Origin of the sequence: Vibrio sp. 1CM2L, from assembly GCF_023161695.1 — a bacterium.
GTDB lineage: Bacteria > Pseudomonadota > Gammaproteobacteria > Enterobacterales > Vibrionaceae > Vibrio > Vibrio coralliirubri.
Genome location: NZ_JALNTT010000002.1, coordinates 912,988 through 926,357, shown reverse-complemented (window position 1 = coordinate 926,357; position 13,370 = coordinate 912,988). Strand labels below are relative to the sequence as shown.

The following is a 13,370-nucleotide window of genomic DNA, read 5'->3' as shown; positions in this document are numbered from 1 at the left end:
CTTTTTGATCTTGATAACTCATTAAGTATTCGCAGCAAGGTATTGGCGTACCTGCGTGATGAGGTCTTCTTTGGCATGAGGCGAGATGAAACTGGCTTCGATGGCATTAATACTGAATTGTGCTAATTCGTTTTTGGTCATTGGGTGAGCATTGGCGACCGCTAGGAAGTTATCATTCATATAGCCACCGAAGTAAGCCGGATCATCGGAATTGATGGTGACGCACAGCCCTTTTCTCAGCAACTCGACGATGTTGTGCTCTTGCATGGTCTCAAACACCTTGAGATTGGTATTCGATAGCGGGCAGACCGTCAGTGGTGTACGTTTTGCTATTAGCTGTTCCATCAACTCTTCATCTTCTACACAGCGAACGCCATGATCAATTCGGGTAATGCCTAACAAGCTCACTGCGTCGATAATATTTTGTGCTGGGCCTTCTTCTCCGGCGTGCGCGACAGTCAAGAAGCCTTGGTTGATCGCTTCTTGGAATACATGTTTAAACTTCTCTGGCGGATTGCCCTGTTCTGATGAATCTAACCCAACGGCAATGATCTTATCTTTATAGGGAAGGGCTTGTTTGAGTGTTTCAAAAGCGCTGTCTTCATCGAGGTGACGCAGAAAACACATGATCAGTTGGCTGCTGATACCAAGCTCTTGCTCCGCTTGATTCAAAGCTCGAGTGATCCCGCTTACGATGACTTCAAAGGCAATGCCGCGTTCCGTGTGGGTTTGGGGGTCGAAGAATATCTCAGTGTGAACCACATTATCTTGCTGGCACTTCAACAGATAAGCCCACGTCAGGTCGTAGAAATCTTGTTCATGAATCAGTACGTTTGCACCTTGATAATAGATATCGAGAAAGGATTGAAGATTGTGGAACTGGTATGCGTCTCGGACTTGGTCTGGGGTCTCAAATGGAATCGACACGTTATTACGCTTGGCGAGTTGGAACATCAGCTCTGGCTCAAGTGTGCCTTCTATGTGTAAGTGCAGCTCAACTTTTGGTAAATTTTTGATGAAGCTATCCATAGCAACTCCTTAGCTATTTTAATTATGAGCGGAGTAGGTGAGACAGTAGAGTCTATAAACCTGAGCAAGCAGGTATCTCTTTCATTTATCTCTGTTTGAGCATAGTCCATTTCATTGTTGTCGATAAAACAGGGTTGAAGTTGATGGTGAATTGGAAGTTACGAACTAATTGAAATCAGGCGCAAACGATTTGCAGCATTGGAGTGTGATCCGCTGCAAATATTTGCAGCAATATTCATTGATTTGTGCTCTAATACCGCGCTTACCAAGGGATGGTGTTAAAAGATGCTCACTTAGATGGAGTTATCAAAGTTGACCGATCCCTTAATGATCTCCCTTAGGAAAAAATAGAACATGTCTAAGAACAAAAAATTTGATATCCGCCTTACAGAAAAACGCAACGGTTGGTGTGCAGAGATTACTCGTCAAGTAACGTCTCGCAGCACTACAGTATCTAAGCGTGAGTCTGGTTTCGAAACTGAAGCTCTAGCACAAGAGTGGGCAGAGAAAGAGCTAGCATCTTTCATCGCTAACCAAGCTGAACGTAACGAGCGTAAATCAGAGCAGCGTAAAGAGCGTGACGAACTACGTCACACTAAAGAGCTTAAAGCTGAGCAAGCACGTGAAGCGCGCGCTAAAGCTCGTGCAGAAGAGCAAGAAGACGCTGAGTAATTCAGTGCATAACTAATTTATAGATCCCTTAATTTTAAGATAAGGGATTTGTGAAAAAAAAGCCCCGATACAACTTTTTTCTTTCTAGTTAAAAGTGTATTGGGGCTTTTTAGTTTGTGGAGTTCTGTTTTATTGTGTTTAAGAGCTCGGTTTAGCTTCTCGCTTTTAACGTCGAGCTCTTAAACTTTTAAGCATTGTCTGATCAGTTATTCAGTGCAGTTAGCCAATCATCTTCTGCCACTTCTTCAATGTAGCTTTCTACTGATTGTCCTACTTCTTCATCGTCTTGCTTGAAGTAAGCGATGTGGAACACAGCATCACCTTCGTTGACCAAAGGCAGAGTTTGCTGACCAATCACGATACCGCCTTTGGTTGTGATCACTTGGCCTTCTTGGTGACCCAATGGAGAGCTGATGTAAGCCAGAGTTTGTCCCGCTTCAACTTGTTCGCCCAGTCTTACCATGTTACGCAAAATACCGTCTGACTCCGCGCGGATCCAGCTGGTGGATTTACTCAATACTGGCTCTGGTAACTTCTTACGGTTAGGACGCAGCATGCCGATTTCTTTCATCACTTGATGCACGCCAAGGTAACCCGCACGAATCGCTAGGTGATCAAAACGCAGTGCTTCACCACCTTCGTAAGTTAATACAGGAATACCCAGCTTTTCCGCTTCGCTACGCAGTGAACCGTCACGCAGTGGAGAATCAATAATCACGGGTGTTGCGAACGCTTTTGCGATGCGCAGTGTTTCAGGATTCGATAGGTTTGCACGAATCTGTGGCAGATTGGTACGGTGAATCGCGCCCGTGTGTAGATCTAGAATGTAATCACAGTGCTTTGCCACGTTCTCGAAGAAGGTGTAAGCGATGCGTGATGTTAGCGATCCTTTCTCACTGCCAGGGAAGCAACGGTTTAGGTCACGACGGTCTGGTAGGTAACGAGATTTATGGATAAAGCCAAATACGTTAACGATAGGCACAACAATTAATGTCCCTTTCAATTTCTTTGGATCAATCGCATTGGTCAGTTGTCGTGCAATCTCAACACCGTTTAGCTCATCGCCGTGGATAGCCGCATTTACCATCAGTGTTGGGCCTGCTTGGCGACCGTGAATAATTTCAATCGGGATCGAAAGTGGAGAATGCGTGTAAAGCTGAGCCGCTTGCAGTTCAATCTCCATTCGCTGTCCTGGCTGAACAGTATAACCAAGTAATTCGAATGGTTGATTAGGTTTTAGTCTTGCCATTTAGGTTGTTCTCAACATGGTGATAATTCGTTAACACGGAATGTAGCAATCGTTGATTTTTAGTACGAATCAATCGCTTTACGGTGACGACAAAAGTTTTTTATGAAGTGGCTTGTGAATTGGTTTCAGTTTTTTATTTGGCTAATTGAAGGGTGTTTCAAATTGTGAATTTTCTGACAATACATTGATTTAGCGCTGATATTTGTTATTCAGTTCGTTGGTATTATCCACCGCCATTTTTTGGCGGCCAAATTCAAATATTGAGATCAAAATGAAAAAAACAATTTCAAAAGTTGTAGCACTAGCGGTGGTATCTGTTGCTTTATCTGGCTGTGTTGGTAGCAACGCAGTAACGGGTTACCTAATGAAGTTCAACATCAAGGCTGTTGATAACCGTTACGCTCGTGGTGGTTTGAACATGCTACTTGCACCTGCATACGGTCTAACAGTTGCTGCCGACTACCTAGTATTCAACTCACTAGAGTTCTGGACAGGTAGCAACCCACTAACAGGTGCTCCGCACATCTTTGATACTAAGACTGATACTTACCTAGACATCAACCACCAACTTGATCCGTCTCTAACGGAAGCGCCAGTAGGTCCTATCACGAGTGCAGATGTGATCGAAAAAGGTCAAATGCAGCAGATTGATGAAAACACGATCCAAATGGACATTACTTACCAGTCTGGTGAGCGTGCGACGTTAATCGGTGTTCGTGATGGCGAGATGGTGACGTACTTCATCGATGGTGAAGTTGTGGCACAAACTTCAATTGATGAGCTAGAAAGCTACGCGGCTTCACGCGCTTAATTGCTTCTTTAGTCACAAATAGTCGATTACAAAGATTAGATACAAAAACAGGTACTCATTGAGTACCTGTTTTATTTTGTGTCGATAAACGGTGTTTACTGAAACACCATTCATTGAAAAGCACTAACGCTAATCGAATTAAGCTTTTTCTGGGATCGCTTCAAGCAATGCAACCATTTGGTTCCAGAATAGCTCAACGGTGTCGATCTTCACTTTCTCATCAGGAGAGTGCGGGAACTTGATGGTTGGGCCGAAAGAAACCATATCCATGTTCGGGTAAGGTTCTTTGAATAGACCACACTCAAGACCAGCATGGATAACCATGATGTTTGGCTTGTGACCGTAGATACCTTCGTACATGTCGCGGAAGATATGCATGATTTCCGAATCTGCGTCTGGTTTCCAACCTGGGTAAGCACCAGAGAACGCGATGTTAGCGCCTGCTAGTTCAGCAACAGAGTGAAGCATGCTTTCTACTTGTGAGCGACCTGAATCGATAAGAGAGCGGATCAGGCAAAGCACTGTGATTGAGTTCTCTTCTGTTGTGATAACACCTACGTTTAGAGACGTTTCCACAACACCTTCAATCTCGTCACTCATACGAATCACGCCGTTTGGACATGCGTTAAGTGCCGCGATAAAGCGAGCTTGGTCTGCTGACGCAAGTGCGCCCATTTCTACAGAAGCTTCTTCATTGAAAGTCACGATGCTGTCTTCTACTTTGCCTAGCTCTGTTGAAAGCAGTTCAGTGTAGTAGTTGTATAGTGAAGCCAGTTTTTCTTGGCTTGCCGCAGGAACAGCAACCGTTACGAAACCTTCACGAGGGATCGCGTTACGAAGGCTGCCACCTTTGAATTCGACGATGCGAAGGTCTAGCTCTTTTGCGTGACCCGCTAGGAAGCGAGCAAGCAGTTTGTTTGCGTTTGCGCGACCTGTGTGGATGTCACAACCAGAGTGACCGCCTTTTAGGCCTTTCAGCGTTAGCTTACGTGTTACGAAGTCAGCTGGAATCGCGTTACGAGCAATTTCAAATGTCATTGCGCCGTCGATACCGCCAGCACAACCCATGTACACTTCGCCTTCTTGCTCTGAATCGGTGTTAAGAAGGATATCGCCTTCTAACCAACCCGCTTCAAGACCGAAAGCACCAGTCATGCCTGCTTCTTCATCTACTGTTAGTAGAACTTCGATAGGGCCGTGCTGGATTTCGTTTGAAGCGAGAACCGCTAGGCAAGAAGCCATGCCCATGCCGTTGTCAGCGCCAAGCGTTGTGCCTTTAGCTGTAACCCACTCACCATCAATGTATGGTTGGATTGGATCTTTAGCGAAGTCATGAACTGTGTCTTCGTTCTTTTGTGGAACCATATCGATGTGAGCTTGTAGCACTACACCTTTTTTGTTTTCCATACCCGCCGTTGCTGGCTTTTTGATGAATACGTTGCCCGTTGGGTCACGACGTACATCTAGGCCTTGCTCTGTTGCCCAAGCAATAATGTATTGAGCAAGCTCTTCTTCATGCTTAGAAGGGTGTGGGATTGAGCAAATCTTATCGAAGAACTGCCAGATAGGGGCAGGGGATAATTTACTGATCTCAGAATGGAATTCAGACACGGATGACTCCTTTTTTATTTAATAACCATATATTTAGGTTTTGTATGGGTAAAAATCTAGAACAAAAATCTAAAATATGGGTCTGTTTTGATGGCAACAGCATACCACTTGAGCGTTTTGACGAGTAGCGGTTCTAAACCTCAAATAGCTCAAATTTTGAAAGCGATCTTGTCCACCTGATCACAATTAAGCGCCTTGATGCTTATAAATGGCGCAAGCAAACGTTTGTTTAATTCTATTCTGTAATTTAATTACGAAAATAAGTTTGCAAAATAACCGTAAATGGCAAAAAGTGTGACGTATAGCAAAAAATACTTGTAATCTTTTTTCTTTAGGGTATATTAATAACCAACTTCTGAGATGAAGAGTAAATGCTCAAAGGATGAGTCCGTTTTATCGCCTCCAAGGAACCGAGAAATCAAATTCGTTTTTTATTGATTTATTAAGGTGATAGTTATGAAAGGTTTACCATCTGCAATGTTCTGGATTAACAGCTCTGTTTACACTAGCAACTTTGCATACCCTACAAGCTTTGGTTACTAATACCGTAAGCATGTAACTCGAACAGTTTTGTTCACCCCTATATATTGGAATTCTTTTACAGCCCTTTTGGTTGACAGATTCTACCGCCACTCAGTTTTGAGTGGCGTTTTTTTTGCCTGCTACTTTTCCAAACCGCTTTCGTTTGTCACTTTCCCTGCAGTTCTGCGCGGTTGTTTTTTAAACGCCGAAATATCAATTTGCGCCTTATTACTGATCCTGTTGAAAAATACATAACTATTGTGGGTTTGAATTCAGAATTTACTGGCTAGATTCTCAATGAAAATAACCGATGGTAGAAAAAACAACCAACTGATTTCACTGAATGTAACGTTGTTAATTGTTTGTTTTTAAACACTATTTACCGCTAATGTTTTTATTTTTAATCGCTTTGTTTCATACGGCATTCTGATAAATATCGATTAGAGCCTTAATTCTATCTGGAATTTGTTATTTGATAACTTTATAATCCACAGCCAATCGATTACGCAACCGTTTACTTTTTACCCTTATAGGATTCGATAATGTTCGAAAAGCTATTCAAACTCAGTGAAAATGGCACCAATGTGCGCACTGAAATCATCGCAGGTCTAACAACCTTCCTAACAATGGCTTACATCATTTTTGTAAACCCAATGATTCTAGCTGATGCTGGTATGGACCATGGCGCTGTATTTGTAGCAACCTGTTTAGCGGCTGCTATTGGCTGTTTCATCATGGGCTTTGTTGCTAACTACCCAATTGCTCAAGCTCCAGGCATGGGTTTGAACGCATTCTTTACCTACGCTGTTGTAATGGGTATGGGTTATACGTGGCAAGTTGCTCTGGCAGCGGTTTTCGTATCAGGCGTAATCTTCATCTTCTTAAGTATCTTTAAGATCCGTGAATGGATTATCAACTCGATCCCTATGTCTCTGCGTGTTGGTATCTCTGCAGGTATCGGTCTTTTCCTAGCGTTCATTGCGCTTAGCAATGCAGGCATCGTTGTTTCTAACCCAGCAACTAAAGTTTCACTGGGCGACATTACCGCGATTGCTCCTATCCTAGGCTCACTTGGTTTCTTCCTAACGATTGCTCTTGTTCACCGTGGCGTGAAAGGCGCAGTAATGATTGCAATTCTAGCTATCACAGCTCTTGGCATTGTTATTGGTGACGTTCAATACGGCGGCATCATGTCTACACCACCAAGCCTTGCACCGACATTCATGCAGCTTGATTTCTCTGCTGTATTTGAAATCGGCATGATTTCAGTGGTATTCGCATTCTTGTTCGTCGATTTGTTCGATACAGCGGGTACTCTGGTTGGTGTTGCAACGAAAGCAAACCTAATCAAAGAAGACGGCAAACTACCTCGTTTGAACAAAGCACTGCTTGCTGACTCTACAGCAACATCTATTGGTGCACTGTTAGGTACATCAAACACTACTTCTTATGTTGAGAGTGTTGCGGGTGTTGCTGAAGGCGGCCGTACCGGTCTAACTGCTGTTGTTGTTGGTATCTTATTCCTACTGGCTCTTTTCTTCTCGCCACTTGCAGGTATGATTCCGGCTTACGCAACATCAGGTGCACTTTTCTATGTAGCAATTCTGATGATGTCTGGCCTAGTTGGCATTGATTGGCGTGATCTTACGGAAGCAGCACCAGTCGTGGTAACATGTCTGCTTATGCCGCTGACGTACTCTATCGCTGAGGGTATCTCACTAGGTTTCATCGCTTACGCTGCAATTAAGCTGCTAAGTGGTAAAGGTCGCGACGTTTCACCTGCTGTGTGGGTAATGTCGGTTATCTTTATTCTTAAATACATTTTCGCTTAATCGTCTAGATTTCTGCTTAATCGCTGAAGAGGCTATGTTTGAGATAGCCTCTAATAACATGACAAAATTATTAGGTTTTATACTATGAGCAACAAATTCGTTATCACTTGGGACAACATGCAGACTTACTGCCGTCAACTTGCTGAAAAGCAAATGCCAGCAGAGCAGTGGAAAGGCATCTGGGCTGTAAGCCGTGGTGGTTTAGTTCCTGGTGCAATCTTGGCTCGTGAGCTAGGTATTCGTCACGTAGATACGATTTGTATTTCTAGCTACGACCACGATCACCAACGTGATATGACAGTAGTTAAAGCACCTGAAGGTGACGGCGAAGGCTTCCTAATCGTTGAAGACTTGGTTGATAGTGGTGACACTGCACGTAAGCTTCGCGAAATGTACCCTAAAGCGAAACTGATCGCTGTATGTGCAAAACCATCGGGTGCTGATTTGCTAGACGAGTACATTGTTGATATCGCTCAAGACACATGGATTGAGCAACCTTGGGATACTAGCCTAAGCTACGTTGAGCCAGTAAATCGCAAGTCAAAATAAGCGTAAACTTAGTTTTTTGAGAAATGACCCTTTATAGGGTCATTTTTTTTTATATTATTAGTGACAACCATTTCTTATTAAGTATCCCAATGTCTGAACCAGAAGAAACGAGCTCGAACCTTTCGGAAACGTTGTTTGTAAAGCACAAGCAGGCGAAAGAGACCTCAATGTTGACACAATACATGCCAAGCTCTGAAGCGTTATTGGATGAGAAGCGTGAACAGCAAAACTCATCATGGTATCGAAACCTAAGACGTCTTCAGTGGGTATGGCAAGGCGTTAATCCAATAGAGCAAGAAGCGGTATTGGCTCGCATCGCGTCATCAGATAACTCTCGTACAATCGACGAGTGGCTTGATACGGTCATGGGTTACCGAAGTGGTAACTGGGCATACGAATGGACCAAGCTGGGTATGCAGCATCAAAATCGTTCTAATGAGAAGAGCGGTGAAGAGATGGCTGAAGAGCTGTTTTCAGCATCGCTGTGCTTCAGTATTGCGGGTTACCCACACCTCAAGAACGACAACTTGGCGGCTCAGGCACAAGTGCTGGCCAATGCAGCGTATTCTGAAGCGATCAAGCACACTAAGTTGATCGTCAAGCAGATTGATATTCCATACCAGAACAAGAAGATCAAAGCGAACTTGCATCTAACCAAGACAGATAAACCGCAACCAGTTGTGATTGTCAGCGCGGGTTTAGATAGCTTGCAAACCGATATGTGGCGCTTGTTTAGGGATTACTTAGCTCCAAAGAACATTGCCATGCTAACGGTAGACATGCCATCGATAGGGCACAGTGCACATTGGCCGTTAACAGAAGACTCATCTTGTCTTCACCAAACGGTGCTGAATGAATTGCCTAACATCCCATGGGTCGATCACCACAAAGTCGGCTTGTTTGGTTTTCGCTTCGGTGGCAATGCGATGGTGAGACTATCTTTCCTTGAGCAACATAAGATTAAAGCGTGTATCTCTTTAGGCGCGCCAATTCACGACATCTTTGTTCATGCCGACAAACTGAAACAGATGCCTAAGATGCATCTAGATGTGTTGGCTTCGCGTCTTGGTAAAGGGGCAGTTGATATCAATAGTCTTTCTGGGCAGTTGATGGCGTGGTCACTCAAGGTACAAGGTTTGCTGTCAAACAGTAAAACCAGCGTTCCTATCTTGGCATTGGCTCTGGAAGGTGACCCGGTTTCACCGCCAATGGATAATCAACTGGTTGCTATTTACAGTGATTACGGAAAAGCGAAGAAAATCAAAGCTAAGTCAATTACACAAGGTTATGAGCAATCCCTCGAATTGGCGATAAAGTGGCTTGAGGATGAATTATTTAGATGACATTTCTCCTAAATTAGTTAAGCATGAAAAGTGTACAAACTAAGTACCTGATACTCAGCGATAATTTATAAAATCCAAATGCGTAGTTTCTACGTATAACAGTCTGAGTAACGTCATTCTTAACATTGAAAATGGAGATTCAATATGTCAGAAGTGACACAACAACCTACGCATTACCGCTTGTTGAATGTTTTAAAGGCGATCGGGCCTTACTTAAGGGAACCGCAATCAGAAGAAGGCCACTATATCTTTGATTGCTTGTCTGTATGTGTGAACGATAAAAAATCACCAGAAGAACGCGAGTTCTGGGGCTGGTGGCTGGAATTGGATAAGTCGGAAGAGGGATATTCGGCGAAGTACAATATCGGCAAGTACAACATCGATGGTAACTGGGATTCTTTGCCGCTACCTAAAAAGGCGGTAGCTGAGGTCTCTCGAACTCAAGAAGCTTTCCACAAAAAACTGGTTGATGAACTTCAAAGTAAGTTTGAAATCAGTATCCAATTAGACGAAGAGTCTGTCGAATTCGTCTAATTTTAAAGGTTACTCTTCTATATAAAGCAAAAAGGTGCGATTTCGCACCTTTTCTGCTTGTGAATTCCCCTTTTGATTGCTAAAACATCACCTCTTATTTGTTTTATCCATAAAAGACTTCATGACAACAAATCATCAAAGCGGGACAACAACACAGCGTAAAACTGTCGTTGTTAAACTGGGTACCAGTGTCTTAACTGGTGGAACATTGGCATTAGACCGCGCTCATATGGTTGAGCTGGTTCGTCAATGTGCTGAATTAAAAAAACAAGGCCACTCTGTGGTTATGGTTTCGTCTGGTGCAATTGCAGCAGGACGTGAGCACCTTGGTTACCCCGCACTTCCCAACTCAATGGCGAGCAAACAGTTGCTTGCGGCAGTTGGGCAAAGTCAGTTGATTCAAGTTTGGGAGTCTTTGTTTGCTATCTATGGCCTTAAGATTGGCCAGATGCTACTGACTCGTGCTGATCTCGATGATCGCGAGCGTTTTCTTAATGCACGTGACACGATCAACGCACTGGTTGAACACGATATTATTCCGGTAGTAAACGAAAACGACGCAGTAGCCACCAACGAAATTAAAGTGGGCGACAATGATAACTTGTCGGCCTTAGTGGGTATTTTGTGCGGTGCTGATAAGCTTTTGCTACTAACAGACCAAAAAGGCCTGTTTACGGCTGACCCTCGTAAAGAGCCAAATGCTGAGCTCATCAAAGAAGTGAAAACCATTGATGACACACTGCGTAAGATAGCAGGTGGCAGCGGTACGACGTTAGGTACCGGCGGCATGGCGACAAAACTGCAGGCGGCTGATATTGCTCGTCGCGCTGGCATCGAAGTGATTATTGCAGCGGGCAGTGCCGAAAACGTGGTGTTTGATTCACTGAGTGACAACCCACAAGGCACACGTTTCTTGCCTTTAGCGGAAGCGCTTGAAAACCGTAAACGCTGGATTTTAGCGGGCCCTGCTTCAGCAGGTGACATCGTGGTCGACGACGGCGCAGTAAACGCAGTTAACACCAAAGGCAGTAGCTTGTTGGCGAAAGGGGTTGTTCGAGTTAAAGGCGAATTCTCTCGTGGTGAAGTTACCCAAGTCACAGACAGCAAAGGCAAAGTAATTGCGCGTGGTATCGCCAGTTATTCAAGCCAAGACCTAGCAAAAATTGCAGGCAAGCACAGTAAAGATATTGGCGACATCCTTGGATACGATTATGGGTCAGAAGTCATTCACCGTGACGACCTAGTTGTGATTCAAGAGTAGCTCGTGATGATAAGGCGAATCGCCTTTTTGCATCCAAAGACAGACAGAATTTAGGGAGAGTTAAACGTGGATTTAACTAACATGGGTATCGCAGCAAAAGACGCTGCTTTCCTCCTAGCGACCGCATCTACGGCGCAAAAGAATAAAGCATTGGCGATCATCGCTGATGAGCTAGAAGCAAACGCTGCAACGATTTTAGAAGCGAACGCGAAAGATATCGAATTAGGTCGCGAAGCGGGTCTAACCGACGCACTGCTTGATCGTCTACTTCTTAATGAAGAGCGCTTAACCGGTATCGCTAACGATGTGCGTAACGTGATTAGCCTGAATGACCCAGTTGGCAGCGAGATTGACAGCAAAGTACTGGAAAACGGTATGTCGCTGTCTCGTCGTCGCGTACCACTTGGTGTGGTGGGTGTTATCTATGAAGCGCGTCCAAACGTAACCATCGATATTGCAGCTCTGTGTCTGAAGACAGGTAACGCAAGCATTCTACGTGGTGGTAAAGAGACGTTCTTCTCGAACATGGAACTGGTTAAGGTTATCCAGTCTGCATTAGAGAAAGCGGAGCTTCCAGCTGCTTCTGTTCAGTACATCGAGAAGCCTGATCGTGAACTCGTTTCTCAACTGCTTAAACTGGATGACTACGTGGATATGATCATTCCTCGTGGTGGCGCTGGCTTGCATAAGATGTGTAAAGAGAACAGCACCATCCCAGTTATCATTGGCGGCTTTGGTATCAGCCATATCTTCGTTGATGAAAGCGCTGATCTTGAGAAATCTGTCGATGTGGTTGAAAACTCAAAAGTTCAACGCCCGTCAGCGTGTAACTCGTTAGATACACTGCTAGTGCATGAAGCGGTTGCTGAAGCTTTCCTAACTAAGCTGAAACAGCGTTTAGCCGGCAAGGTAACCTTGGTTGCTGATACCAGTGCAAAATCGCTGCTAGCGGGTTTTGAAGACCAACGTGATGCGGTTGAAGGCGACTTTGACACTGAATGGCTAAGCTACACGCTAGGCGTGAAAGTGGTAGCGGATGTGGCAGAAGCGATTGACCACATGCGTGTACACAACGCGAGTCACTCAGATGCGATCATGACCAATAGCCTAGAGAGCTCAGAGCGTTTCATTAACTCTGTTGGTTCTGCAGCGGTTTATGTGAATGCATCAACACGTTTTACTGATGGCGCACAGTTTGGTTTAGGCGCTGAAGTCGCCGTGTCTACTCAGAAATTGCATGCTCGCGGCCCAATGGGCTTAGAAGAGCTGACAAGCTACAAATGGGTAGGTAAAGCGAACTATTTAGTCCGCGGTTAACGCTGGTCGTTAATTTTACTCCTCAGCTCATTTTTGAAATGGCGATCGAGTAGCAATAATCAATGAATCACCACACAAAAGGGCCTTAATTGGCCCTTTTTCTTTCCTAACGTTTGGCAATTCCGTTACACTGATATTCAATTATTTGGAGGTGATATGCATTGTCCTTTTTGTTCAGAGAACGACACTAAAGTAATCGATTCAAGACTGGTAGCCGATGGCCATCAGGTTCGTCGTCGCCGTCAATGCCTTGCATGTAGTGAACGTTTTACTACGTTCGAATCGGCAGAACTTGTGATGCCTAAAGTCATAAAGTCGAATGGAAACCGCGAACCATTTAATGAAGATAAAATGGTGGGTGGTGTACAGCGCGCCCTAGAAAAACGCCCAGTGAGTGCTGATGCGATTGAACTTGCTATCAGTACGATTAAGTCACAACTCCGTGCAACTGGTGAGCGTGAAGTACCAAGCGAGATGATTGGTAATCTTGTGATGGGCCAATTGAAAGAATTGGATAAAGTGGCGTACATCCGTTTTGCCTCTGTTTACCGTAGCTTTGAAGACATCCGAGAGTTTGGCGAAGAAATCGCTAAATTAGAGGATTAACTCCTCAATCATGTCAAACTTTACTCCCCTAGAT

General features: G+C 44.3%; 12 protein-coding genes. 9 read left to right on the top strand and 3 right to left on the bottom strand.

What is annotated here, in order from left to right:
• Positions 1–21 precede the first annotated feature (21 nt).
• Positions 22–1,029: an adenosine deaminase gene (locus tag MSG34_RS09250; protein ID WP_248337118.1), complete on the bottom strand. Its 1,008-nt coding sequence runs from the start codon at positions 1,027–1,029 to the stop codon at positions 22–24.
• Positions 1,030–1,383: 354 nt separating this feature from the next.
• Here MSG34_RS09250 and MSG34_RS09245 point away from each other — a divergent pair, with 354 nt between their 5' ends.
• Positions 1,384–1,701 (top strand): DUF3622 domain-containing protein, encoded by a 318-nt coding sequence (locus MSG34_RS09245; protein WP_017056240.1) that lies wholly within the window; start codon positions 1,384–1,386, stop codon positions 1,699–1,701.
• Positions 1,702–1,903: 202 nt separating this feature from the next.
• On the opposite strand, the gene MSG34_RS09240 is transcribed toward MSG34_RS09245, so the two are convergent.
• Complete coding sequence (locus tag MSG34_RS09240) at positions 1,904–2,950, bottom strand: succinylglutamate desuccinylase/aspartoacylase family protein (RefSeq protein ID WP_017060792.1); 1,047 nt, start codon at positions 2,948–2,950, stop codon at positions 1,904–1,906.
• A gap of 271 nt (positions 2,951–3,221) precedes the next feature.
• Here MSG34_RS09240 and MSG34_RS09235 point away from each other — a divergent pair, with 271 nt between their 5' ends.
• A complete protein-coding gene (locus MSG34_RS09235) occupies positions 3,222–3,761 on the top strand; it encodes a DUF3332 family protein (protein ID WP_048605541.1) in 540 nt (179 codons plus the stop codon).
• A 138-nt stretch (positions 3,762–3,899) separates the two neighbouring features.
• Here MSG34_RS09235 and MSG34_RS09230 read toward each other — a convergent pair whose 3' ends face one another.
• Positions 3,900–5,372, bottom strand: coding sequence for an aminoacyl-histidine dipeptidase (locus tag MSG34_RS09230; protein WP_248337116.1), 1,473 nt, complete (start codon positions 5,370–5,372; stop codon positions 3,900–3,902).
• 1,064 nt (positions 5,373–6,436) lie between these two features.
• Between MSG34_RS09230 and MSG34_RS09225 the strand changes: the two genes are divergently transcribed.
• The 7 genes from MSG34_RS09225 (at position 6,437) to nrdR (ending at position 13,336) form a co-directional block, all read left to right on the top strand.
• The gene (locus MSG34_RS09225; RefSeq protein ID WP_048605536.1) at positions 6,437–7,726 is read left to right on the top strand and encodes an NCS2 family permease; all 1,290 of its coding nucleotides are present in this window, start codon (positions 6,437–6,439) and stop codon (positions 7,724–7,726) included.
• Positions 7,727–7,810: 84 nt separating this feature from the next.
• Positions 7,811–8,275: an oxytetracycline resistance phosphoribosyltransferase domain-containing protein Tet(34) gene (gene tet(34) / locus MSG34_RS09220; RefSeq protein ID WP_009847475.1), complete on the top strand. Its 465-nt coding sequence runs from the start codon at positions 7,811–7,813 to the stop codon at positions 8,273–8,275.
• Positions 8,276–8,364: 89 nt separating this feature from the next.
• Positions 8,365–9,618, top strand: a complete 1,254-nt coding sequence (frsA, locus tag MSG34_RS09215; RefSeq protein ID WP_248337114.1) for an esterase FrsA — start codon at positions 8,365–8,367, stop codon at positions 9,616–9,618.
• A gap of 144 nt (positions 9,619–9,762) precedes the next feature.
• On the top strand, positions 9,763–10,152 hold the full coding sequence (crl, locus tag MSG34_RS09210) for a sigma factor-binding protein Crl (protein ID WP_017060787.1): 390 nt from the start codon (positions 9,763–9,765) through the stop codon (positions 10,150–10,152).
• A 76-nt stretch (positions 10,153–10,228) separates the two neighbouring features.
• Complete coding sequence (gene proB / locus MSG34_RS09205; RefSeq protein WP_248337113.1) at positions 10,229–11,413, top strand: glutamate 5-kinase; 1,185 nt, start codon at positions 10,229–10,231, stop codon at positions 11,411–11,413.
• 66 nt (positions 11,414–11,479) lie between these two features.
• Positions 11,480–12,730: a glutamate-5-semialdehyde dehydrogenase gene (locus MSG34_RS09200; protein WP_248337111.1), complete on the top strand. Its 1,251-nt coding sequence runs from the start codon at positions 11,480–11,482 to the stop codon at positions 12,728–12,730.
• A gap of 156 nt (positions 12,731–12,886) precedes the next feature.
• A complete protein-coding gene (gene nrdR, locus MSG34_RS09195) occupies positions 12,887–13,336 on the top strand; it encodes a transcriptional regulator NrdR (protein ID WP_004734394.1) in 450 nt (149 codons plus the stop codon).
• Positions 13,337–13,370: the final 34 nt, after the last annotated feature.

What these genes read in the sequence shown, in the direction of transcription:
- MSG34_RS09250 (WP_248337118.1), bottom strand. Translation starts at nt 1,029, where the DNA reads ATGGATAGCTTCATCAAAAATTTACCAAAAGTTGAGCTGCACTTACAC.
- MSG34_RS09245 (WP_017056240.1), top strand. Translation starts at nt 1,384, where the DNA reads ATGTCTAAGAACAAAAAATTTGATATCCGCCTTACAGAAAAACGCAAC.
- MSG34_RS09240 (WP_017060792.1), bottom strand. Translation starts at nt 2,950, where the DNA reads ATGGCAAGACTAAAACCTAATCAACCATTCGAATTACTTGGTTATACT.
- MSG34_RS09235 (WP_048605541.1), top strand. Translation starts at nt 3,222, where the DNA reads ATGAAAAAAACAATTTCAAAAGTTGTAGCACTAGCGGTGGTATCTGTT.
- MSG34_RS09225 (WP_048605536.1), top strand. Translation starts at nt 6,437, where the DNA reads ATGTTCGAAAAGCTATTCAAACTCAGTGAAAATGGCACCAATGTGCGC.
- frsA (WP_248337114.1), top strand. Translation starts at nt 8,365, where the DNA reads ATGTCTGAACCAGAAGAAACGAGCTCGAACCTTTCGGAAACGTTGTTT.
- crl (WP_017060787.1), top strand. Translation starts at nt 9,763, where the DNA reads ATGTCAGAAGTGACACAACAACCTACGCATTACCGCTTGTTGAATGTT.
- nrdR (WP_004734394.1), top strand. Translation starts at nt 12,887, where the DNA reads ATGCATTGTCCTTTTTGTTCAGAGAACGACACTAAAGTAATCGATTCA.